The sequence below is a fragment of the Exiguobacterium sp. BRG2 genome (assembly GCF_031844245.1).
Classification (GTDB): Bacteria; Bacillota; Bacilli; order Exiguobacteriales; family Exiguobacteriaceae; genus Exiguobacterium_A.
The window spans coordinates 1-21,961 of record NZ_JAUZUW010000013.1; the positions used below are offsets into that span (position 1 = coordinate 1).

The 21,961-nt window shown below is 48.1% G+C and carries 18 protein-coding genes, 1 pseudogene and 1 riboswitch; of the genes and pseudogenes, 11 read left to right on the plus strand and 8 right to left on the minus strand.

What is annotated here, in order from left to right:
- Positions 1-20: 20 nt before the first annotated feature.
- A pseudogene (locus tag Q9R23_RS14200) lies at positions 21-1,487 on the minus strand (polysaccharide pyruvyl transferase family protein).
- A 205-nt stretch (positions 1,488-1,692) separates the two neighbouring features.
- Positions 1,693-2,607 (minus strand): ketopantoate reductase family protein, encoded by a 915-nt coding sequence (locus Q9R23_RS14205; RefSeq protein WP_311247347.1) that lies wholly within the window; start codon positions 2,605-2,607, stop codon positions 1,693-1,695.
- Between the two features lie 182 nt (positions 2,608-2,789).
- Between Q9R23_RS14205 and Q9R23_RS14210 the strand changes: the two genes are divergently transcribed.
- The 6 genes from Q9R23_RS14210 (at position 2,790) to ahpF (ending at position 10,161) form a co-directional block, all read left to right on the plus strand.
- Positions 2,790-3,506: a GntR family transcriptional regulator gene (locus tag Q9R23_RS14210; RefSeq protein ID WP_311247348.1), complete on the plus strand. Its 717-nt coding sequence runs from the start codon at positions 2,790-2,792 to the stop codon at positions 3,504-3,506.
- Positions 3,499-5,040, plus strand: a complete 1,542-nt coding sequence (gene gntK / locus Q9R23_RS14215; RefSeq protein ID WP_311247349.1) for a gluconokinase — start codon at positions 3,499-3,501, stop codon at positions 5,038-5,040. Before Q9R23_RS14210 ends, gntK begins: the two co-directional genes overlap by 8 nt.
- Positions 5,041-5,064: 24 nt before the next feature.
- On the plus strand, positions 5,065-6,411 hold the full coding sequence (locus tag Q9R23_RS14220) for a GntP family permease (RefSeq protein WP_311247350.1): 1,347 nt from the start codon (positions 5,065-5,067) through the stop codon (positions 6,409-6,411).
- 20 nt (positions 6,412-6,431) lie between these two features.
- Positions 6,432-7,832 (plus strand): decarboxylating NADP(+)-dependent phosphogluconate dehydrogenase, encoded by a 1,401-nt coding sequence (gnd, locus tag Q9R23_RS14225; protein WP_311247351.1) that lies wholly within the window; start codon positions 6,432-6,434, stop codon positions 7,830-7,832.
- Positions 7,833-8,053: 221 nt separating this feature from the next.
- Positions 8,054-8,617 (plus strand): alkyl hydroperoxide reductase subunit C, encoded by a 564-nt coding sequence (gene ahpC, locus Q9R23_RS14230; RefSeq protein WP_012371860.1) that lies wholly within the window; start codon positions 8,054-8,056, stop codon positions 8,615-8,617.
- Positions 8,618-8,631: 14 nt separating this feature from the next.
- On the plus strand, positions 8,632-10,161 hold the full coding sequence (gene ahpF / locus Q9R23_RS14235) for an alkyl hydroperoxide reductase subunit F (RefSeq protein WP_149428068.1): 1,530 nt from the start codon (positions 8,632-8,634) through the stop codon (positions 10,159-10,161).
- Positions 10,162-10,204: 43 nt separating this feature from the next.
- Here the strand turns inward: ahpF and Q9R23_RS14240 are convergent, their stop codons facing one another.
- Complete coding sequence (locus Q9R23_RS14240) at positions 10,205-10,774, minus strand: hypothetical protein (RefSeq protein WP_214856561.1); 570 nt, start codon at positions 10,772-10,774, stop codon at positions 10,205-10,207.
- Between the two features lie 250 nt (positions 10,775-11,024).
- Between Q9R23_RS14240 and Q9R23_RS14245 the strand changes: the two genes are divergently transcribed.
- The gene (locus Q9R23_RS14245; RefSeq protein WP_290755993.1) at positions 11,025-11,567 is read left to right on the plus strand and encodes an ECF transporter S component; all 543 of its coding nucleotides are present in this window, start codon (positions 11,025-11,027) and stop codon (positions 11,565-11,567) included.
- Between the two features lie 43 nt (positions 11,568-11,610).
- On the opposite strand, the gene Q9R23_RS14250 is transcribed toward Q9R23_RS14245, so the two are convergent.
- Positions 11,611-13,104, minus strand: coding sequence for a malate:quinone oxidoreductase (locus Q9R23_RS14250; RefSeq protein ID WP_311247352.1), 1,494 nt, complete (start codon positions 13,102-13,104; stop codon positions 11,611-11,613).
- 245 nt (positions 13,105-13,349) lie between these two features.
- Here Q9R23_RS14250 and Q9R23_RS14255 point away from each other — a divergent pair, with 245 nt between their 5' ends.
- Positions 13,350-14,879 carry a cryptochrome/photolyase family protein gene (locus tag Q9R23_RS14255; RefSeq protein WP_311247353.1) on the plus strand — a complete coding sequence of 510 codons (1,530 nt, stop codon included), beginning with the start codon at positions 13,350-13,352 and terminating at the stop codon, positions 14,877-14,879.
- A 40-nt stretch (positions 14,880-14,919) separates the two neighbouring features.
- On the opposite strand, the gene Q9R23_RS14260 is transcribed toward Q9R23_RS14255, so the two are convergent.
- A complete protein-coding gene (locus Q9R23_RS14260; RefSeq protein WP_290755988.1) occupies positions 14,920-16,287 on the minus strand; it encodes an amino acid permease in 1,368 nt (455 codons plus the stop codon).
- Positions 16,288-16,447: 160 nt separating this feature from the next.
- Positions 16,448-16,525: riboswitch (glycine riboswitch) on the minus strand.
- Positions 16,526-16,734: 209 nt separating this feature from the next.
- Between Q9R23_RS14260 and Q9R23_RS14265 the strand changes: the two genes are divergently transcribed.
- Positions 16,735-17,274, plus strand: a complete 540-nt coding sequence (locus Q9R23_RS14265) for a histidine phosphatase family protein (protein WP_290755986.1) — start codon at positions 16,735-16,737, stop codon at positions 17,272-17,274.
- 213 nt (positions 17,275-17,487) lie between these two features.
- Here Q9R23_RS14265 and Q9R23_RS14270 read toward each other — a convergent pair whose 3' ends face one another.
- Entirely contained in the window at positions 17,488-18,009 is a 522-nt protein-coding gene (locus Q9R23_RS14270) for an NUDIX hydrolase (RefSeq protein ID WP_290755984.1), read from the minus strand.
- An 18-nt stretch (positions 18,010-18,027) separates the two neighbouring features.
- Positions 18,028-18,522 carry an LURP-one-related/scramblase family protein gene (locus tag Q9R23_RS14275; RefSeq protein WP_290755982.1) on the minus strand — a complete coding sequence of 165 codons (495 nt, stop codon included), beginning with the start codon at positions 18,520-18,522 and terminating at the stop codon, positions 18,028-18,030.
- A gap of 153 nt (positions 18,523-18,675) precedes the next feature.
- On the opposite strand from Q9R23_RS14275, the gene Q9R23_RS14280 reads away from it, so the two are divergent.
- Positions 18,676-20,283 (plus strand): FMN-binding glutamate synthase family protein, encoded by a 1,608-nt coding sequence (locus Q9R23_RS14280; protein ID WP_290755980.1) that lies wholly within the window; start codon positions 18,676-18,678, stop codon positions 20,281-20,283.
- Positions 20,284-20,390: 107 nt separating this feature from the next.
- On the plus strand, positions 20,391-21,386 hold the full coding sequence (locus Q9R23_RS14285; RefSeq protein ID WP_290755978.1) for a tRNA dihydrouridine synthase: 996 nt from the start codon (positions 20,391-20,393) through the stop codon (positions 21,384-21,386).
- A 45-nt stretch (positions 21,387-21,431) separates the two neighbouring features.
- Here Q9R23_RS14285 and Q9R23_RS14290 read toward each other — a convergent pair whose 3' ends face one another.
- Positions 21,432-21,944 (minus strand): SF0329 family protein, encoded by a 513-nt coding sequence (locus Q9R23_RS14290; protein WP_290755976.1) that lies wholly within the window; start codon positions 21,942-21,944, stop codon positions 21,432-21,434.
- Positions 21,945-21,961 lie beyond the last annotated feature (17 nt).

Genomic DNA, 21,961 nt, shown 5'->3' on the forward strand with positions numbered 1-21,961 from the left:
ATCCGGAATGTTAGAACGTTTTATTTTTTAGCAAATAAATCCGCTGTCTTTAAGGCTGCCCGAACCGCTTTCCGGTTCAATGTTCCTTGCTGATGCTTCATTTTCTTCGTTTGGGCAGCCAGTTGCGCTTTGAGCGCCGCAATTTCTTGATCTTTTTGAGTCGTCGTTGTTTGTTTCTGCAATGCTTTGATTTTCTTATCTTTTTCGGCCAATTGCGCTTTTGCCTGTTTTTGCGCATCCGCGATCTTCTTCTCTTGTTCCGGGAAGAACCGTTCGAAACGAGCTACTGCTTCTTCGAGACTCACGCCAGAAATCGGTTGAACCGGTGGAAGTAGTTTCGCTTGCGCCATTTGACGGTCAAACGGTACATTCTCAGGATAGTTCGTCTCTTGATAAATGTGTTCAAGATCATTCACGTTCAAGAAGTCAACGAAGTTGTCGAAGTTACGTGCTTGAACACGTACTGGACTTTGGAAATCAGCATTGGCTACGACGTCGGATAATTGTGTATCCGCTTTGATGTCGTTCGCCCAAATATGCGTCAACTGATGATAATCCGTTAGTTCGCGCATTCGTGCATCCTTTGGAATGAGGATACTCGGCGTACCCGCAAGCGTTGCTGTGATATTTCCATGCAAGCGCGCACCAAAACTGAGGTCTGCCTGACCGATGAAATCGAACCATGTTTGTGCGTTCAAGAAGAAACGAACACGATCGTTCATGTAAGCAGGATCCGACATCTTCACCGGATAGTTCGTCACGGACAAATCTGCGATCGGATGCGTTCCTGTATACGTCAATTTCAGTTCCTTCATCCATTGGGGAATGAAGTAATGATTCGGATACTCTTCCATTCCGCGCGTAATGAAATCAAGAACATTTTGTGGTGCTAAACGTGACGAGTTGACCGTAATCATCGACTCGGGTGTAATGTTCGTTTCACGAATATGTAAGTCGCGACCAAACGCGTACATCGAAGGACATCCGATGACACGATGATCAATGCCTTCGCGAAAACCAAGACGCGTCAAGTATTTCGACGTGATTTCCCCACGAAGACCAAGCATGCTTGAGCGCTCAAGTACAGCGCTGACGAATGCTTTGACATCTTCATCGAACGGGAATCCGCCGTCTAGATCTGGTTCAAACGGTGCACGTAAGCCTACACCAATGACGACGACTGGAATTTTTAATTTCTTGATAAGGCGGGTGTACTTCCGCAACGTCGGTACGAATTCTTTTCGGAATGCATCCGCTAACGGAATGACATAAAGATCAAAGTTAGCATTGATTTCGTCCGCCCGTTCTTCATCGTAATAGTAATAGTCCGGTGTAATCGTCGTACCTTCTGTCATCAACGTCCGAAAGATACTGTATTAATAAATGAGATTTCCAACGTTTCCTCCAATGGAATTATGTTTCATCAAATAAGGAGCATCGAACTGTTCGAATGGTGTCATACCTGCACGAATAATAATACGTTTCATAATGGATAAACTTCCCCTCTCGTCTGCTTCATTCGTCCTTGCAAGAAAAAAATGCGGAAAAATATATTATCACTTTTTTTCAATCTCATTAACAATAGATGAATTTTATTTCGGAAGTCAACGATTCCTAGGGGAAACAGGTCTTTCGTCATCAAAACGAAACATTTGTACTACTCCATTATTTTTCTGAAATAGAAAAATGTAACTATTTAATCGTTCCAAGATACATGCGTAAGTTTGCTTCGACTAATTTTAAAGCTCTGAACCGTTCTGTCGAAGTAGGTTTTAACAAGGCGCTGAAAAAATGTTCCACTTCGACTGGCTGACCTTTTTCCATATCGCGCAACATCGACGATTTCATCGTATCTTCCATCGCATGCATCTGCTTCAATAGCACCGTTTCTGTATCGTCATTGAAGACCGCGCCCTGTTCTTCCATCGCCTGTTTCGCTTCGTTCATGACGTCTACAATCATCTGACGCCCGACAGCTTCTTCCCGAATCGAACCGATCGCTGAACGAAATAGCGTCGTCACACCCGCAAATGTCGAAATGAAAAGATACTTTTGCCACATGTCATCCATGATATGCATCGAGTACGCCATCGGTGCCTTCGCTTTCGCAAAACGTGTTGCGATCTCCTGCAAACGAGCTGTTGGTTTGCCGGTTCGTGAGCCAAACAACAGTCGATGTGACGGACTCGTCTGTAAAATGCGTCCTTCTGCATCAAGCGTCGATTCAATGAAGCAAAGACCGCCCAGTACACGCTCTTCTCCGAAGACTTCTGTTAACCGACGAATATGTTGCATGCCATTCAATAAAGGAATGATATACGTCTCGTTCGAAACGAATGGTCTAAGATCCTCTAAGACATCCTCTAAGTGATAGGCTTTCGTCGAAAGCAAAACGACATCAAATACGTGATCCGGTCGCATGTCTCGTGTCACTAACTGAGGCGTGATCGTGATATCGCCATGAGGACTAGTGATCTGTAGACCTGTTTTTTGTAATTGTTCATATCGCTTCGGACGGACGAGAAAGGTCACCTGTTCACCTTGCTCCGCAAGACGGCCCCCGAAATAACCTCCGACTGCTCCTGCACCTACAACTAAAATATTCATATGTACTATCTCCTCCTTACCCATTCTGGTTATTGATTACTCCTTCACCCTAACATATTTGGAACCGATTTCCTGATTGCCAGTTGAATCGTTAAGATTTAAGTGAAGCGTTTGCATTTTAGAAAAAAACGTATATACTAACTTGTATACAAGTATACCCATTCTAGAAATCAGGTGATTTTATGTCAGAACTGTTATACCCCTTGAAGTGGTTGTCAAAAGCTTCTGCCGGAGATCGTGTCGCGCACGAACTACGAATGCGGATCATTTCAGGAAAAATTGAAAGCGGTACCATTTTATCCGAAAACAAAATAGCCTCTGATTTTTCAGTCAGTCGCTCACCTGTCCGTGACGCGTTAAAGGTGCTTGCAGCCGAACATTTGATTCGTCTCGAACGAATGGGGGCAGTCGTCGTCGGTTTATCCGAGCGCGACATTCAAGAAATCTATGATGTCCGGTTACTCATCGAAACGTTCGTCTTCGAGCGACTTGTTAAGGTCGAACGGGCAGAACTCGTCCGTGAACTCAGCAAAATTCTCGAAATGATGAAGGTTGCCATCAAATACAAGGATGCTGATGAATTCTCTTTCCAAGACGTACTGTTTCATGAAACGATCATCCGCTCGATTGATCATGGATATGTCAGCATGATTTGGCAAAATCTCAAACCAGTCATGGAAAGTTTCATCCTCCTATCGATGCGGGTACGATTCGAGGAAGACATCGAAGACTTTGAACGCATCCTCGCGAACCATGCCTTGTATATCGAAGCGATCGAGACAGGAGATCGTGAACGGATGGTTGCTTCCTTACATCAGAACTTTGATGATGTTCAGGAAGTCGAAGATCTCTGGAAAACGCAACAAATGATGTCGAAAGGAGTCGATTCACATGACTGAATACATGTTAGGCGTCGATATCGGAACGACGAGTACGAAAGCAGTCTTATTTACGACAAAAGGAGAGGTCATCGGACAAACGAACGTCGGTTACCCACTCCACACACCAAACCGTTCGACGGCGGAACAGGATCCGGAAGAAATTTTTGATGCCGTACTCGAATCCATCCGATTGATCACAAAACGTCATCCGAGCATGCCACCGAAGTTCGTCGCGTTCAGTAGTGCCATGCACAGTTTGATTGCGATGGACGCACAACATCAACCGTTGACTGCCTGCATCACATGGGCGGACAGTCGGAGTGAAGCATGGTCGAACAAGATTAAGGAACAATATGGTCTCTCGATCTATCACCGGACCGGGACACCGATTCATCCGATGTCACCGCTTAGCAAAATCAGTTGGCTCGTCGAAGATCGTCCGGAGCTCCACGCTCAAACGAAAAAGTATGTCGGGATCAAGGAGTTCGTGTTCCAAAGACTGTTCGGAACATATGTCATCGACCACTCTCTCGCTTCAGCAACTGGTCTCTTTAATATTCATGAATTAGGTTGGGATACGGGCGCACTGCATGTCGCGGGTATCGATGCAAGCTATTTATCGGAACCCGTACCGACAACGACGTCATGTACCGGACTCAATACTGATTACGCACGACAAATGGGACTATCCGTCGATACGCCGTTCTTAGTCGGTGCCAGTGACGGTGTCCTCTCCAATTTAGGTGTCAACGCGATTCGCAAAGGGGAAATCGCGATCACGATCGGAACGAGCGGTGCCATCCGAACGATCATTGATCGTCCACAGACGGATGAAAAAGGACGAACGTTCTGTTACGCACTGACCGAGGACCACTGGGTCATCGGCGGCCCCGTCAATAACGGTGGAATGGTCTTGCGGTGGATTCGAGACGAACTCGCTTCAGCAGAAGTCGAGACAGCAAAACGCCTCGGCATCGATCCGTATGCTGTCCTGACGAAGATTGCCGAACGCGTCCGCCCGGGGTCCGACGGTCTGTTGTTCCATCCTTACTTGTCCGGTGAACGAGCACCGCTATGGAATCCGGACGTCAGCGGTTCATTCTTCGGTTTGACGCTCTCACACAAAAAAGAGCATATGATCCGGGCGGCACTAGAAGGCGTCATCTACAATCTGTATACCGTCTTCCTCGCACTCGTCGAATGCATGGATGGTCCTGTGACGCAGATTCAGGCAACCGGTGGATTTGCCCGGTCTGAAGTCTGGCGCCAAATGATGGCGGACATCTTTGAGTCGGAAGTCGTCATTCCGGAAAGTTTCGAAAGTTCATGTCTTGGCGCTTGTATTCTCGGACTGTATGCGACAGGGGAAATCGATTCGTTCGAAGTCGTCTCTGAGATGATTGGGGAAACACATCGCCATGTACCAAATGAAGAAGCGATGCATGAATATCGTCAGCTTTTACCAATTTTCATTAGTCTAGCGCGGACATTATCCGAAGACCACAAACGAATTGCTATGTATCAACGGAGCTTGATTCAAGAGGAAAACTAACTTAATCTTTTGGGGGAAGTCATCATGCCTTTAGTCATCGTAGGAATTGGGATCGTCGCGTTGCTCATTCTCATCATGGGGTTGAAATTAAATACGTTCGTCTCACTCATCATCGTTTCCTTTGGCGTTGCACTACTACTCGGCATGCCGCTCGATCAAATCGTCAAGACGATCGAAGCCGGTATCGGAGGAACGCTTGGTCACTTGGCACTGATCTTTGGTCTCGGTGCCATGCTTGGAAAGCTGATTGCTGACGCCGGGGGGGCGCAGCGAATCGCCATGACGCTTGTCGCCCGATTCGGGGAAAAGAACATCCAGTGGGCAGTCGTCGTCGCTTCGTTCATCATCGGGATCGCCCTCTTCTTCGAAGTCGGACTCGTTTTGTTGATTCCAATCGTCTTTGCGATTTCACGCCAGCTCCGCGTCTCGATCTTATATCTTGGGATCCCAATGGTCGCAGCACTGTCTGTCACGCACGGCTTCTTACCACCTCACCCGGGTCCGACCGTCATCGCTGGGGAGTATAAAGCCAATATCGGGGAAGTCTTATTGTATGGTTTCATCGTTGCTGTTCCGACAGTCATCATCGCTGGTCCTGTTTTTACGAAGATCGCGAAACGACTCGTACCTGAATCGTTTACACGCACAGGAAACATCGCGTCACTCGGGGAACAAAAAGAATTTGATTTAGAAGAGACGCCAGGCTTCGGTATTAGTGTCTTCACGGCGATGCTACCGGTCCTCTTGATGTCGGTCGCAACGATCTTTACGCTTTTACAAGAAACACTCGGCTTGGGTGAGAGTAGCGTCATCTCGGCGATCGAGTTCATCGGGAACGCCTCGACGGCGATGTTGATTTCGTTACTCGTCGCGGTCTACACGATGGGGATCGCCCGTAAGATTCCGATGCAAACGGTCATGGAATCTTGTACGACGGCCATCGCCCAAATCGGGATGATGCTATTGATCATCGGTGGTGGCGGTGCCTTCAAACAAGTCTTGATTGACGGCGGCGTCGGTACATTCGTCGCACAATTATTTGAAGGATCGGCGTTATCTCCGATTCTGCTCGCTTGGTTGATCGCTGCGATTCTGCGAATCTCACTTGGTTCTGCGACAGTCGCTGCCCTTTCGACAGCAGGTCTCGTCATTCCGTTACTGGAGCAATCTGACGTCAACTTAGCGCTCGTCGTCCTTGCGACTGGTGCGGGTAGTCTAATCGCTTCACACGTCAATGATGCGGGCTTCTGGATGTTTAAAGAATATTTCGGTTTATCATTAAAAGAAACGTTTGCGACATGGACTGTGCTTGAGACGATCATTTCCGTTTGTGGACTTGGGTTCGTTCTTCTCCTCAGCCTCGTCGTCTAAGAAAAGGAGTCGTTCTACTTATGCAACATTCTATCGGAGTCATCGGGCTTGGCGTCATGGGACGCAACTTAGCACTGAATATGGCGAGTCATCAAGAAGAAGTCGCCATCTATAACTACACACGTGATTTAACGGACGATCTCGTCGCACACGATGAGGGATTACCACTTCATCCGTACTACGATATCGAAGCATTCGTACAGTCACTCGCCCGTCCGCGTAAAATCTTCATGATGGTCACGGCCGGCAGCGCGATTGATTCAGTCATCGAATCGTTACTTCCACATCTCGAAACAGGCGACATCATCATGGATGGTGGGAATTCCCACTTCCTTGATACGGAACGTCGCTTCGACGAACTCCAACGACACGGCATCGAATACATCGGCGTCGGTGTATCGGGTGGTGAAGTCGGTGCACGGACCGGTCCTGCGATCATGCCGGGTGGATCGAAAGAAGCCTACGAACATGTCGCACCGATCTTGACGAAGATCGCCGCTCATGTCGAAGGCGATCCATGTTGTGTCTATATCGGTCCGAAGGGCGCTGGTCACTTCGTCAAGATGGTCCATAACGGGATCGAGTACGCTGACATGCAATTGATCGCTGAAGCTTACAGCTTCCTTCGTTTCCGTCTAGGACTAGACGTGACGGAAGTTGCAGACATCTTCGCCGAGTGGAACGCAGGCGAACTGAAAAGTTACCTGATCGAGATCACGGCGGATATCCTCCGGAAAACGGATGACGAGACAGGGAAACCGTTGATCGATGTCATTCTCGATCAAGCTGGTCAAAAAGGAACCGGAAAATGGACAAGCTTACAAGCAATTGATAATGGAATCGCCTCTTCGATCATCACGGAAGCCTTGTTCGCACGTTACCTTTCAGCTGTTAAAGAAGAACGCGTCGCAGCGTCTGCTGTTCTGAAGGGACCTGAAGACTTGTCATCGCTTGAGCGGGACGCGTGGATCGAACGGATTCGTCAAGCGCTTTATATGGGGAAAGTCGCCGCATACGCGCAAGGCTTTACCCAGTACCGGACATCGTCTGAACTATACGACTGGAACTTACGCCTTGAAGAAATCGCCTTGATTTTCCGTGGTGGATGTATCATCCGGGCCGACTTCTTGAATGTCATCAGTGAAGCGTTCAAAAACGACGCGAACCTCTCGAACTTAATGCTCGCCCCATTCTTCGCTGAGAAAGTACAGGCGTATCAAGAATCGTTACGCCACGTCGTTGCCGAGGGTGCGCTATCTGGTTTTGCGCTCCCATGTCTATCGACGTCGTTGACGTATTATGATAGCTACCGGACAGCAAACTCGAATGCCAACATGTTGCAAGCCCAACGCGATTATTTCGGTGCGCATACGTATGCTCGAACAGACCGCGAAGGGATCTTCCACACGGACTGGCAATAAAGAATACAGCTCCCGACTCCTGTTTCATTTAGGAGTCGGGATTTCATTTTTTGTTCACACAATTTTTCCTGAAATAAGAAATTGCCGATTATACCTTGACAAAAGTGTTGGTCTATATGAAATTAGTATTAGATTAGAATTATTCTAGTGTGATAAATACAGATTATCTGTATGCACTAGAACAGATTCTAAAAATAGAACCCTTGAGGAGGATTTTTATCATGTCTTTAATCGGAAGTGAAGTAAAACCATTCAGTGCATCAGCATTCCACAACGGAGAATTCGTTGACCTAACGGATGCCAACCTTCGCGGTAAATGGAGTGTCGTATGTTTCTACCCTGCAGACTTTACATTCGTTTGCCCGACAGAACTCGAAGATCTCCAAAACCAATACGCAACACTCAAAGCGCTTGACGTTGAAGTTTACTCTGTTTCAACAGATACGCATTTCACACATAAAGCATGGCACGAAACGTCAGAAACAATTGGTAAAATCGAGTACGTCATGATCGGCGACCCATCACACGTCATCTCACGTAACTTCGAAGTCTTGAACGAACAAGATGGTCTTGCTGACCGCGGTACGTTCATCATCGACCCAGACGGCGTCATCCAAACAGTTGAGATCAACGCAGGCGGCATCGGTCGTGATGCGAGCACGCTCGTCAACAAAATCAAAGCAGCACAATATGTACGTAATAATCCAGGCGAAGTCTGCCCAGCGAAATGGGAAGAAGGCTCTGCAACACTCACACCAAGCCTTGACCTCGTCGGAAAAATTTAAGGAGCGGATTCGCGATGGCTTTAGCACCAGACATTAAAGCACAACTCGCGCAATACCTCGAGCTTCTCGAAGGCGATCTCGTCCTAGCCGTTAGTGCTGGGACAGACGCCGTCTCGCTTGAGATGAGCGCACTCGTCGAAGAGATCGCAAGCATGACACCACGTATCTCCGTCGAGCAGGCAAGCCTTCCCCGGACACCAAGTTTCACAGTCAACCGTGTCGGTGAGACAAGCGGCATCACGTTCGCGGGAATTCCACTCGGTCATGAGTTCACGTCCCTCGTCCTCGCACTGCTCCAAGTCAGCGGTCGAGCACCGAAGGTCGACGCAGATGTCATCAAGCAGATTCAAGGCATTCAAGAAACGTACCACTTCGAGTCGTATATCAGCTTGAGCTGCCACAACTGCCCGGATGTCGTACAAGCGTTGAACGTCATGAGTGTCCTCAACCCGAACATCAGTCACACGATGATTGATGGTGCGGCATTTAAGGAAGAAGTCGAACAAAAAGAGATCATGGCTGTTCCAACGGTCTTCGTCAACGGCGAAGCATTTGGTAACGGACGGATGTCACTTGAAGAAATCTTAGCGAAGCTTGGCACAGGTGCCGATGCTTCTGATTTCGCTGATAAAGATCCATACGATGTTCTCGTTGTCGGTGGTGGTCCAGCTGGATCGAGTGCTGCCATCTATGCAGCCCGTAAAGGCATCCGGACAGGAATCGTCGCAGAACGCTTCGGTGGACAAGTCATGGATACGATGAGCATTGAGAACTTCATCAGCATGAAGTACACGGAAGGACCAAAACTCGTCGCAAGTCTTGAGGAGCACGTTAAGGAATATGGCATCGACGTCATGAACCTGCAACGGGCAACGCGCCTTGAGAAGAAGGACCTCCTTGAGCTTGAGCTCGAGAACGGTGCCGTCTTGAAGACAAAGAGTTTGATCCTTTCAACAGGTGCACGCTGGCGGAACGTTGGTGTCCCAGGCGAACTCGAATTCAAGAACAAAGGCGTCGCCTACTGCCCACACTGTGACGGTCCATTGTTCGAAGGAAAACGTGTCGCGGTCATCGGTGGCGGAAACTCAGGGATCGAAGCAGCCATCGATCTCGCGGGAATCGTCAAGCATGTCACGGTCCTTGAATTCGCACCGGAACTAAAAGCGGATGCTGTTCTTCAAGAACGCCTCGCTTCTCTTCCGAACGTCACGGTCGTCGTCAACGCACAGACGAAGGAAATCACAGGAACGGATAAAGTAAACGGGATCACGTATATCGAGCGCGAAACGAACGTCGAACGTCACGTTGAGCTCGAAGGTGTCTTCGTCCAAATCGGTCTCGTACCGAACACGGACTGGCTCGGTGAAACGGTGAGCCGTAACAAGTTCGGTGAAGTCCAAGTCGATCGCCACGGCGCAACGAACGTACCAGGCGTTTTCGCTGCAGGCGACTGCACGGATAGCGCGTATAAACAGATCATCATCTCGATGGGATCTGGTGCAACAGCTGCACTCGGTGCTTTCGATCACTTGATCCGGAATTAAACGAAAAGAGCGGAACTCAGACGAGTTTCGCTCTTTTTCTATTTCAATAGTAGATTTCACCGTACCATGAACAATGATATTCTTTCGTGATGTGATGTCTTGTTAAGATGCCTTGCTTCGCGTATGTACCGCTGACCGTTACGACCATCGTTTGCAAAGCATCGATTGGAGTACCAGAGAATCCGGTTTGCGTCCACTTTCCATCATCGACGGCAAGAGATGTCATCGAAAAGACATCGGATAATCGTTGTCGTTTACTCTGTTCCAAGAGTTCTGTCTCGAAATTTCCGATGATCCGGACTTCGTTTCCACGTTCTGTACGTTCAAGCGTTCGTTCACTATCCCACTCTAGACTCGTTTGAACACGTAACGGCTTTAACCGTTTGACTACCCGTTCCTGAAAACGTTTCGGTGAAACCCAGTCCTCGTCTGCGAATTGATCTGCTGCAAGCAACGTAATGTCCGCATTTTCATTCGTCCGATTTATTTTCTGTACGATTTTCTCGTAGGCTACGTAATAACGCTGATGTTGTGTCGTCTGATCCTTTGCCTCCGTTTTGACTGGTAACAATGAAGCAAGTATGACAATGGCGGTTGCGATCTGATATTTCATTGACTTCCCCTTCCCTTCTCTATTCATTGTATGAAAAAAATGACGAATAGATTCGAAAAGAGCGACTGTTTTATAGATTTTTTCATTCTGAACTGTATCAATAGATCGTATTCTTCTGGAATTAAAAACAGATGAGGATTTGTATTCAAATCTGACCCCTATAAATAATTCAAAGTTGACACTTTTGACTAGTCCAGTCATCTGATAGATTGAAGATATCTTAAAATCTATCATAAAGAAGGTTAGCCACATGCAAAAAGCAGCACCGTATTCTAGCACTCGTACCCGTCAGCTCGTTATCACTGCGATGTCGATCGCACTTGTCCTTGTTGCGACACTATTCATCAATATCAAACTGCCAATCGCTTCAAGCGGTGGTCTCGTTCATATGGGAACAGCGATGCTCTTTCTTATCGCGATTTTATTCGGTCCACGAACAGCATTGATTGCCGGAGCAATCGGTATGGGATTATTTGATCTTATCAGTGGATGGACACTCTGGGCTCCATTTACAATCGTAGCTCGAGGACTCCAAGGATATATTGTCGGGCGTATCGCCTGGTCTTCGCGATACAAAGGAGACAATCCAGCCTTAAATATTTTCGCAATGATTGTTTCTGCTCCTGTCATGCTTGCTGTTTACTATGTTTGTGAAGGTATCCTTTACAGCAACTGGGTCGCACCAGCCGCTTCAATTCCAGGAAACATCACACAAAACGTCGTCGGAATCCTCGTTGCGATTCCAGTCGGGATTGCTCTAAAGAAAACACGTTTCTTCCGTAGCTTCCGCTAAACGAAAAACCGTCCGGCTCTCGTAGAGTCGGACGGTTTTTCGTTTAGCGAATCGGTTGACCTTGTTCGAGTTCAAGCGTTTTTGCTGTTTCAGCATGAATCTGTTCGAACAGTTCTGGATGTTCAACGAGTGAAATCCCGTATGACGGAATCATCTCCTTGATTTTTGCTTCCCACGCCGGTAACTCGGACGGGAAACATTTGCCGAGTACTTCTAGCATGACCGGAACCGCTGTTGAGGCACCTGGAGACGCCCCGAGTAAAGCAGCAACAGATCCATCGGCTGCGCTGACAACCTCTGTTCCGAACTGGAGTGTCCCTTTTCCTTGCGGTGTATCCTTGATGACTTGGACACGTTGACCAGCGACGACGACATCCCAGTCTTCCGTCTTCGCATTCGGGATGAACTCCCGTAATTCATTCATCCGTTGCTCCGTCGACAAGAGGACTTGTTCGATCAGATACTTCGTCAATCCCATCTCTTTCGCTCCCGCAGCAAGCATCGTCAAGACGTTGTTCGGTTTAACGGACGCGATCAAATCAAGATTTGATCCTGTCTTAAGGAACTTCGGTGAGAAGCCAGCAAACGGTCCGAAGAGGAGCGATTTCTTTCCATCGATGTACCGTGTATCCAAGTGCGGCACCGACATCGGTGGTGCTCCGACTTTCGCTTTTCCGTAAACTTTCGCATGGTGCTGTTCGATGATCTCAGGATTTTTACAAACGAGGAACAAGCCGCTGACCGGGAAACCACCGATTTGCTTCGATTCCTCGATACCAGTTTTTTGGAGCAACGGTAGACTACCACCGCCACCCCCGATGAAGACGAACTGCGCCGTATGATGCTCGATCCGGTGATCCCGTTCATTCTTCACTTTGACTTCCCAACCCCCGTCAACACGTTTCAAGTCTTCGACACCGTGCTGGTAGTTGATCTCTACATCGTGCTGTGCGAGATATTCAAACAAGATTCGTGTTAACGCACCGAAGTTGACGTCCGTTCCTGAATCGATTTTTGTCGCGGCGATCGGCTCTGGTGACGTCCGACCGTTCATGATGAGTGGAATCCACTCGGCTAATTTCGCTGGATCCTCTGAATATTCCATCCCTGCGAACAACGGATTCGCTGATAGCGCTTCCAATCGTTTTTTCAGGAATTCGACGTTTTCCGTTCCTTCGACCATGCTCATATGTGGAATCGGCATGATGAATTCTTTTGGATTCGGCAAGACACCTTCCTTGACGAGATGCGACCAGAATTGACGCGACAGTTGGAACTGTTCGTTTACTTTGATCGCTTTACTGATATCGATCGAACCATCGGCATTTTCCGTAGTATAGTTCAGTTCGCATAGTGCCGCGTGACCTGTTCCTGCATTGTTCCACTCGTTCGAGCTTTCTTCCCCGGCACTCGCGAGTTTCTCGAATACCTTGATGTTGATCTCAGGCGCGAGTTCTTTTAATAAGACCCCTAACGTCGCGCTCATGACTCCGGCACCAATTAAAATAACGTCTGTTTTTTTAGGCATACTGCTCATGATATCCTTCCTATCCCCGTTGATATTATGGACTACCTGTCATGAAAAACTTCCCCCTCATGACGACAACTTACCTTTCCATTATAACCCTATCATAGCTTGCACAGAAAGGAACTTCTTTTACATTCAGAAATGTGTAAAAGCGATGATTCAAAATAAGAAGATGTTCGTCAGCCGGCACACAATCAGGCATGACTTTGACGAAAAACGGTAATCATATAACGAAAGTAAAAGGAGGAACACTCATGGCGACACGCTGGATATTCGGCAATCAATTGAATCACGATCTCCCTTTATTGAAGGAAGCAAACAAACAAGACGACGTCATCCTGATGGTCGAAGCGACCTCGCGCTCCAAGTGGAAGACGTACCATAAACAAAAACTTGTCCTCGTCTTCTCAGCGATGCGACATTTTGCGGAAGAACTGCGCGAAAAAGGCTTCACCGTCGATTACCGGGAAGCGGATTCGTTTGATCAGGCATTCAAGGCGCACCGGAAAGATCATGATCCGGATCATGTATTTTATACGGCGATCACGGACGAACCGATGCGCAAGGCGATGCACAAGTGGCAAGACGCTTTACCGAAGAAGATCAAGGTCGAGGTCTGTTCCGACGTGCCGTTGTTTTTACTGACACAGGAAGAAGCGGTCGAAGCAATTGGCGACAAGCCATACAAGATGGATCGGTTTTATCGCAAACTGCGCAAGGAACGAAACGTTCTCATGAACGGCTCTAAACCGATCGGTGGAAAGTGGTCGTTTGACGTCGATAACCGGAAACCGGCGAAGTCCGGGACGACGTTTCCGGATCCCGTTCAGTTTCGTCCCGACCACATTACAAGGGATGTCATCGATAAGGTCGAGCGTGATTTTTCCGATCATCCAGGAGCACTTGATTCCTTTCATTGGCCGGTTACGCGAAAGGAAGCGATGCAGGCTCTCCATCGTTTCATCGAAGAGCGTCTTGAGACGTTCGGGACGTATCAAGACGCCATGCTGACCGGGGAAGATACGTTGTCGCATTCGCTCTTGTCAGCAGTAATCAATCTCGGCTTACTGAAACCGGAAGAGGTCATTCGTCAAGTCGAGGCAGCACTTGAAGAACAGGATGCTCCGCTCAATGCGGTCGAAGGTTTCATACGCCAAATCCTCGGCTGGCGCGAATATATGCGTGCCGTCTATCTAGCCGAGATGCCAGACTACGCTTCCGTCAATACGCTGCGTCATGAAGCGGATCTACCGGACTTTTTCTGGACCGGGAAGACGAACATGAACTGTGTCGCTGAATCGTTACGTCCTGTCGTCGAGCATGCCCATAATCACCATATCCAGCGCTTGATGGTGCTCGGGAACTTCGCCAATCTGTTTGCGATCTCGCCGCAACAGACGGCAGATTGGTTCAATGAGATGTACATCGATGCCTACGATTGGGTCGTCTTACCGAACGTCCTCGGGATGGCGCTACATGCCGACGGGGGAACGTTATCGACTAAACCGTACATCGCTTCGGCAAATTACATCCATAAGATGAGTGATTATTGCAAGGGATGTCCGTTCCATCAAAAGGACATGCTTGGCGAAGATGCCTGTCCGTTCAACGCCTTGTACTGGGACTTCATCGACCGGCACGAAAAGCGCTTTGCTGACAATCCGCGGATGTCGATGATGTATCGGCAATGGGGAAAGCGCGATGCCGACAGCAAACGCGATATTCGAAAGAAAGCGAAAGCACTTCGGAAACAACTACAGGACGGTGCTTTCGATACACCATGAAACAAGCCGGTCGGATTAGATCCGACCGGCTTGTTTTGGCTTACGCACTTTTTTGTTCAGCTGCTTGTTGTTTCTTTTTCCGGAGATGATACAGTCCGAATAGTCCGAGGAACCAGACCGGTGTCAGCAACAAGGCTGGACGTGTATCGTCAGCAAACAGCATGACGACGAGAATGACGGCAAACAATCCGAGCACGAGGTAATTGACGAGTGGTGTCAATGGTGCTTTGAATGTCGACGCCGCATGTAATTCCGGATTTTGTTTCTTGTACCGGAGATGACAGACGAGGATGACACCCCAGACCCAGATGAAGCAGATCGCACTGATCGTCGTGACGATACTGAACGCTTGTCCTGGTAACAGTTTACTGAGCAAGGCACCGACCGAGACGACGATCGTCGAAACGAACAAGGCGTTTGCTGGGACATGGTTTTTATTCAACTTCGAGAACTTGTTCGATGCTTGCTGTTGATTTCCCAGGTTATACAGAATCCGACTCGTCGAGAACATCCCGCTGTTACACGCAGAAGCAGCTGATGTCAGTACGACGAAGTTGATGATTCCTGCTGCGAGTGGAATCCCGATCAGACTAAATGTCTTGACGAACGGACTTTCTGTCGCACTTAATCCTGTCCATGGGTTGATCATCAAGAGGACGAGTAAGGCACCGACATAGAAGAATAAGATCCGAAGCGGAATCTTATTGATCGCGGACGGAATGTTCTTTTTCGGATCCGCTGTTTCTGCTGCGGATACCCCAACGAGCTCGACGCCGACATAGGCGAAGACGACCATTTGGAACGATAGCAGGAATCCAGAAATCCCGTTCGGCATCCATCCGCCATGTGACCAGAGGTTCGACACGGTCACGGGACCGGCGTCCGTTTTAAAACCGATTGCGAGCAAGACGATTCCGACACCAATCAAGGCAAGGATCGTCACGACCTTGATCAAGGCGAACCAAAACTCGAGTTCACCGAACAATTTAACCGTCAATAAGTTAAAACCAAGTAAAATCAAGAGTGCAAGAACGGCTGGAATCCATTGCGGGATATCAAACCAATACTTGACGTACAGACCGACAGCGATAATGTCCGCCATCGCTGTCATGATCCAACAGAACCAGTACGTCCAACCGGTCACGAATGCGGCACGTGGTCCGAGATAAGCTTCTGCGATATCCGTGAGTGACTGATAACCCGCTTTTGACAATAACAATTCCCCAAGTGCGCGCATGACGAAGAAAATTGCAATCCCGACGAGTAAGTAGGCAAAAATGATCGATGGTCCGGCGAGTTGGATCGCTTTTCCTGATCCTAAAAACAACCCTGTTCCGATCGTTCCACCAATGGCAATCAACTGTACATGACGATTCGATAAATCCCGCTTTAATCCTTGCTGTTCCAAACCTGAACTCCTCCTTGTGATGGTTTCTCTACACTTCAGACCGTTCTGTCGGTCCTGAAAAAGAAAAAAAGAGACTGGACGAATGTCCAATCTCAACAAAATCAAAGGAATAACCCATACACGCCACCACGACATTCCATGAATGCCCGTCGCTGCATGTGATTACTCTTCTGTCCGTTTGCCTGAGATTGTGAACCCTTCGGCGCCGTGTCGACACGGTCTCTCCAGAAGCTGCTCCTGCCATAGTGTGACCCATGACAATCATAGCTTTCTCTTTATTTGATTATCCGATGCGTCGCTGCATCGATGAATTGTTTCTAATTCTAGTAATCTTAACAGCATTTGTCAACGCCTTTTTCAAAATCATTTTTCAATCTATGAAAAGGACTTTACCATATTTTCCAGAAATCATACAGCACCACTTGATCATGAAAGGATGAAACATTCATGTCGACGATTTACTTGATTCGCCACTGTGAAACGACCGGTCAGGAACCTGATGCCCTATTAACACCTCGTGGAAAAGAACAGGCACGAAGACTGTCCACACAGTTACTTGAGCTTCCGATCACGCATCTTATTTCGAGTCCGTATCGCCGTGCGCTCGATTCGATTCAACCACTTGCGACTGCCCTGAAACTTCCCATTACACAGGAGGATGCTTTGAAAGAACGACAGTTAAGTGCTGTTCCACTTGACAATTGGCAGGATCACCTCCGACAAACGTTCATCGATCCAAACTATACGTGTCCTGGTGGTGAATCTAGCCGAATAGCAACTGAGCGCATCACGCGTGTCGTCGATGAAACGTTGCAACAGCATGATGGATCCATTCTCATGACACACGGGAATTTGTTGTCTTTATATTTGCATTCGATCGATCCAACATTTGGATTCGAAGAAAGCTTACAGCTCAAAAATCCGGATATTTTTAAGGTGACACGTATTCAAAAACAAACAATTATAGAACACTTAGTAGCCTTTTGAAATTCTATTTATCTTAGGCATATGAACCGATAGAATCTATTTTTTTATTTATAAAAAGCATAAGAACTACCTATTTTACTTCCCTTCGAAACGGCTTTATATTAAACGAATTGATAACAAAATTAAGTGGTTTTTGATTCATGTATGAAGCGGAACTTCGAAAATCTACTTAATCAATCAACAAGCCCTTCCGGATCACCGGAAGGGCTGTCTTTATACTTCATTATGAGCACCATAGCTATGGCGAAGGACAAATAACAGTCGAATTAATGATTCATGATAACCGATGAACCATCCTTCTTCGATCCCGTTGACAATCGCTTCTTCTGTCATCCAAGCGACACGCTGAACTTCTTCTTCCTGCAGTGTCAAAGTCGTCAGATCCACTTCCCGTTCGACGAGATAATAATCATCAAAACCGATTTCAAATGGAATCGTCAGATGGGGGCGGACACCCGTGAAATCAATATCAAGTCCAAGCTCTTCCGACAGTTCCCGTTGCGCTGCCATCTGACTCGTATCCCCGCTGATCGCACTGCCCCCGACCGTCAAATCCCACATGTTCGACCAACCAGATTTGAACGGTTGCCGTTGTTGGACGAGCATCTCTCCCTTGGCGTTAAAGACACAGACGTGAATCGTCATATGATAATCGCCGGCTGTATGTGGCGTTCCCCGTGTCCAGAGCCGTCCTGTTTTCTTGCGATCTGCTGTGTATACATCCCACTGTTCCATCTTGCATCATTCCCCTTTTTAATTGATGAAAGACGAGTTATTCGAGCTTTCCTCCGCTTTGACGCAATCAATCGCGACGACGAGGGCGATCAATAATTCTTCCATCGCTTCATCTTCGACTTCGATCATGTACTGATCGGTCCAAGAAATCCACTTTTTCTGCACGCGACCAATCCGTTGTCCCTGTTGCAGGACTTCAAAATCGACATCCCACCAGTCGCCTGTGACTTCGAACTGATCCGAGTTAATTGTATAGCGGTCTTTGAAGAACGTGAACTCTTTGATGATTTCAAACGATTGTCCCGCTGCTTCGACATAAAAGACCGGACGAAAACTGAACGTTTTTTTCTCGATTTCAGCGACGACTTCTCCGTTTTGATTCGTTACGGTGAAGGTCTTCGGTAATTTCATAAAACTCCCCTCAATGTGATACGCATCGTTTCCCTCTTCGTCCTGAATCGCAAATCGTCCACGCAAACTGAAGGCTTTTTGTTTCATATAAAGTGTATGCATACCGGTCTCCTCCTTTTAATGTATAGTCTTATTTACGACATTACTGACAGAAAAGATTCAAAATCTGGAAATAGTCAGTTGGTGCAGTTTGTAACAGAAGCTTCAGTGGTATCAAGTTACATAACACGAATCTACGGGAAAGAAGGAATTTTGATGTCTATCGATACGATTGTGCTCTTCATTTTACTCGCCATCGCCCTGTTGATCATCCTTGTCCCACCCATCCTCTTTTGGCACGTCTGGCGCGCCGATCGTCGCCAGCAAGAACATGCGGTTCTGCGCAACTTCCCCGTTCTCGGAAAGACGCGCTATATCCTCGAAAACATGGGACCGGAACTCCGCCAATACTTATTTCTCAACAATAACGAAGGCAAACCCTTCTCCCGCAATGAATACAAGACAGCTGTCCTTTCTGGCAAATACCAAAGTCGGATTCTTGGTTTTGGCTCGGAACGTAATTTTGAAGAAGCTGGTTTTTATGTACAAAACGCCCTCTTTCCAACGAATCGACAGGAATTACGGATCGATCAATCAGAACGTGTCGATACGCACATTTATCAAATTGATCGCGATGAACTGTTTACGCGGAAAGAACATCTTGTTGCCAAGCAAATCTCACCCTATCTCTTGAAAATGGAGGATGCACCGATCATCGGGGCGAAGACATGTCGTCAGCCTTATCAAATCCAAGGACTGATCGGTCAATCGGCAATGAGTTTTGGTGCACTCGGTGACCGGGCCATTACCGCTCTCTCGATCGGACTTGGTCGCGCTAAAGGAAGCTGGATGAATACCGGTGAAGGTGGTTTGTCCGATTTTCATCTCAAAGGTGACGTCGACATCATCTGTCAGATTGGCCCCGGTCTGTTCGGTGTCCGGACGGAGGACGGTGATTTTTCGTTCGACGAATTCCAGAAAAAAAGTGAGTTACCGCAAGTCAAAGCCTTCGAACTAAAGCTTGCCCAAGGGGCTAAAACGCGCGGCGGACATTTAGAAGGCGCAAAGGTCACAGAAGAGATTGCCGCTGTCCGGAAGGTCAAAGTCGGTGTCGGCATCGATAGTCCGAACCGGTTTAATGAATTCACGACACCAGAGACGATGCTCGACTGGGTCGAACGTCTACGTGAGATTGGCGGAAAACCAGTCGGGATCAAAGTCGTCGTCGGTAATCTTGAAGACATGCGTCAGTTGATTGCTTATATGAAAGAATCCGGTCGTCATCCAGACTTCATGACGGTCGACGGGGGCGAAGGAGGGACAGGCGCGACGTTCCAAGAACTTGCGGATGCTGCCGGCCTACCACTCTTTTCCGCATTACCGTTCGTCCATCAACTTTTGACAGAAGCCGGTTTACGCGACAAGGTCAAAGTGTTCGCATCTGGTAAGCTGATCAGTGCTGATAAGATTGCGATCGCTCTCGCCCTCGGCGCTGACTTCGTCAACATCGCGCGTGGTTTAATGTTTAATGTCGGCTGTATTCAAGCCCAAGTCTGTCATACGAATCACTGTCCAGTCGGCGTCGCGACGACTGATCCGAAACTGCAGAAGGCGCTGATCGTCGACGAAAAAAGTTTCCGCGTGACGAACTACATCATCTCGTTACGAGAAGGACTCTACAATCTGACGGCGGCAGCAGGACTCGTCTCACCGACGGAACTTCGCCCAGAACACGTCATCTATAAGGACGAAGCCGGACACCTGATTCCGGGTCCGGACTGGATGTCACGGCATATGATGGATCGCTCTCTTTCCTCACGGTAACGAATAGCACTCACTTGCACTTTTTAGCCAGAGCGCTTAAAGTGTATAGTTGATGAAATTCTTTAACCACACATGTGCATTACCTTAAGGAAAGGGTTTAATATACTATGAAAAAGAACTTTTGGCAGGACCTACCACGACCATTTTTCGTCTTAGCACCGATGGAAGACGTCACCGACGTCGTCTTCCGCCACGTCGTCGCAAAAGCGGCGCGTCCGGACGTCTTCTTCACGGAATTTACGAATACAGAAAGCTATTGTCATCCGAAAGGCAAACAGAGCGTCCGCGGACGTCTCGAGTTCACGGAGGATGAACAACCAATGGTCGCTCACATCTGGGGCGACAAACCGGAATATTTTCGCGAAATGAGCATCGGCATGGCAGAGATGGGCTTTAGCGGAATCGACATCAACATGGGCTGTCCCGTCCATAATGTGGCCGTGAACGGCAAAGGCTCCGGTTTGATCAATCGTCCGGAAGTTGCAGCTGAACTGATCCAAGCTGCAAAAGCAGGCGGTCTCCCAGTCAGCGTCAAAACGCGTCTCGGCTATACGAAGGTCGAAGAGTGGCACGATTGGTTGCGCCACATCCTCGAGCAAGATATCGCGAACCTCTCGATTCACCTCCGGACACGTAAAGAGATGAGCGCCGTTCCAGCGCACTTCGAATTGATTCCGGAAATCAAGAAGTTACGCGATGAGATCTCACCACAGACGTTACTGACGATCAACGGGGATATCAATGATCGCCAACACGGGCTTGAACTCGTCGAGAAATACGGTGTCGACGGCGTCATGATCGGTCGCGGGATCTTCCACAATCCGTTTGCATTCGAAGTCGAGAAAAAAGAACATTCGAGCCAAGAACTCCTCGATTTGTTACGTCTGCAGCTCGATCTGCACGATCATTACTCGGCTCAATTCGAGCCCCGTCTCTTCAAACCATTACGCCGGTTCTTCAAGATTTACGTCCGCGGATTCCGCGGTGCGAGTGAACTGCGGGTCAAATTGATGGAGACGAACTCAACGGACGAAGTGCGTGCCTTACTCGACGCCTTCGTTGAAGAAGAAGGCATTCACGAGGTCAACTCGTTTTCAATCTAACAACAAAGCACGCCTCCTCGACTTGAGGAAGCGTGCTTTTTCGTGTCACCAGCGTTCGACGGTTTGCCGCGTATCTGCACACCATTGTTCAAATTCTGAAGCATGTGTCAGTAATAAGAAACGTCGTTTCCCGAGTCGTCGATCGAGCCGCGCGATACCACGGATGAAAGGATGTGGGTGAACGAGCGCTTGTTCAAACGCAAGGTTCGGGTACTGTAACAAATCTTGCTGCATCTCATAGTTCGCTAGATATCCGTCTTGTTTAACCTGTCGTTCGATCTCTGCCGATAACGCATGCGACTGCTTCAACCAGTCGGACTGCCATAGCGATCCGGCTGGTTTTTCCGGTAACTGTGCAGCTTGTAACGCGTAGCGCCGATCGACTTCCCGTTCGAAGTTAAAGTCGTCTGCTCCGAGAATCTCTTCTCCGTCAAACGTCACCCAGACACGACTAGGACTGTCTTGAATCCGGTAGACAGCTGCATGAAAAGCAATTCGTCCTTGTAACGATGGGACGAGCAGTTGCTCGACCCGTTTTTTGATGATGGAAAACTGCAAGCGATCCGTCCTTTCCG

What these genes read in the sequence shown, in the direction of transcription:
- Q9R23_RS14205 (WP_311247347.1), bottom strand. Translation starts at nt 2,607, where the DNA reads ATGAATATTTTAGTTGTAGGTGCAGGAGCAGTCGGAGGTTATTTCGGG.
- Q9R23_RS14285 (WP_290755978.1), top strand. Translation starts at nt 20,391, where the DNA reads ATGAAAAAGAACTTTTGGCAGGACCTACCACGACCATTTTTCGTCTTA.
- gntK (WP_311247349.1), top strand. Translation starts at nt 3,499, where the DNA reads ATGACTGAATACATGTTAGGCGTCGATATCGGAACGACGAGTACGAAA.
- ahpC (WP_012371860.1), top strand. Translation starts at nt 8,054, where the DNA reads ATGTCTTTAATCGGAAGTGAAGTAAAACCATTCAGTGCATCAGCATTC.
- Q9R23_RS14255 (WP_311247353.1), top strand. Translation starts at nt 13,350, where the DNA reads ATGGCGACACGCTGGATATTCGGCAATCAATTGAATCACGATCTCCCT.
- gnd (WP_311247351.1), top strand. Translation starts at nt 6,432, where the DNA reads ATGCAACATTCTATCGGAGTCATCGGGCTTGGCGTCATGGGACGCAAC.
- Q9R23_RS14245 (WP_290755993.1), top strand. Translation starts at nt 11,025, where the DNA reads ATGCAAAAAGCAGCACCGTATTCTAGCACTCGTACCCGTCAGCTCGTT.
- Q9R23_RS14240 (WP_214856561.1), bottom strand. Translation starts at nt 10,774, where the DNA reads ATGAAATATCAGATCGCAACCGCCATTGTCATACTTGCTTCATTGTTA.
- Q9R23_RS14275 (WP_290755982.1), bottom strand. Translation starts at nt 18,522, where the DNA reads ATGCATACACTTTATATGAAACAAAAAGCCTTCAGTTTGCGTGGACGA.
- Q9R23_RS14265 (WP_290755986.1), top strand. Translation starts at nt 16,735, where the DNA reads ATGTCGACGATTTACTTGATTCGCCACTGTGAAACGACCGGTCAGGAA.
- Q9R23_RS14250 (WP_311247352.1), bottom strand. Translation starts at nt 13,104, where the DNA reads ATGAGCAGTATGCCTAAAAAAACAGACGTTATTTTAATTGGTGCCGGA.
- Q9R23_RS14280 (WP_290755980.1), top strand. Translation starts at nt 18,676, where the DNA reads ATGTCTATCGATACGATTGTGCTCTTCATTTTACTCGCCATCGCCCTG.
- Q9R23_RS14270 (WP_290755984.1), bottom strand. Translation starts at nt 18,009, where the DNA reads ATGGAACAGTGGGATGTATACACAGCAGATCGCAAGAAAACAGGACGG.
- ahpF (WP_149428068.1), top strand. Translation starts at nt 8,632, where the DNA reads ATGGCTTTAGCACCAGACATTAAAGCACAACTCGCGCAATACCTCGAG.
- Q9R23_RS14210 (WP_311247348.1), top strand. Translation starts at nt 2,790, where the DNA reads ATGTCAGAACTGTTATACCCCTTGAAGTGGTTGTCAAAAGCTTCTGCC.
- Q9R23_RS14220 (WP_311247350.1), top strand. Translation starts at nt 5,065, where the DNA reads ATGCCTTTAGTCATCGTAGGAATTGGGATCGTCGCGTTGCTCATTCTC.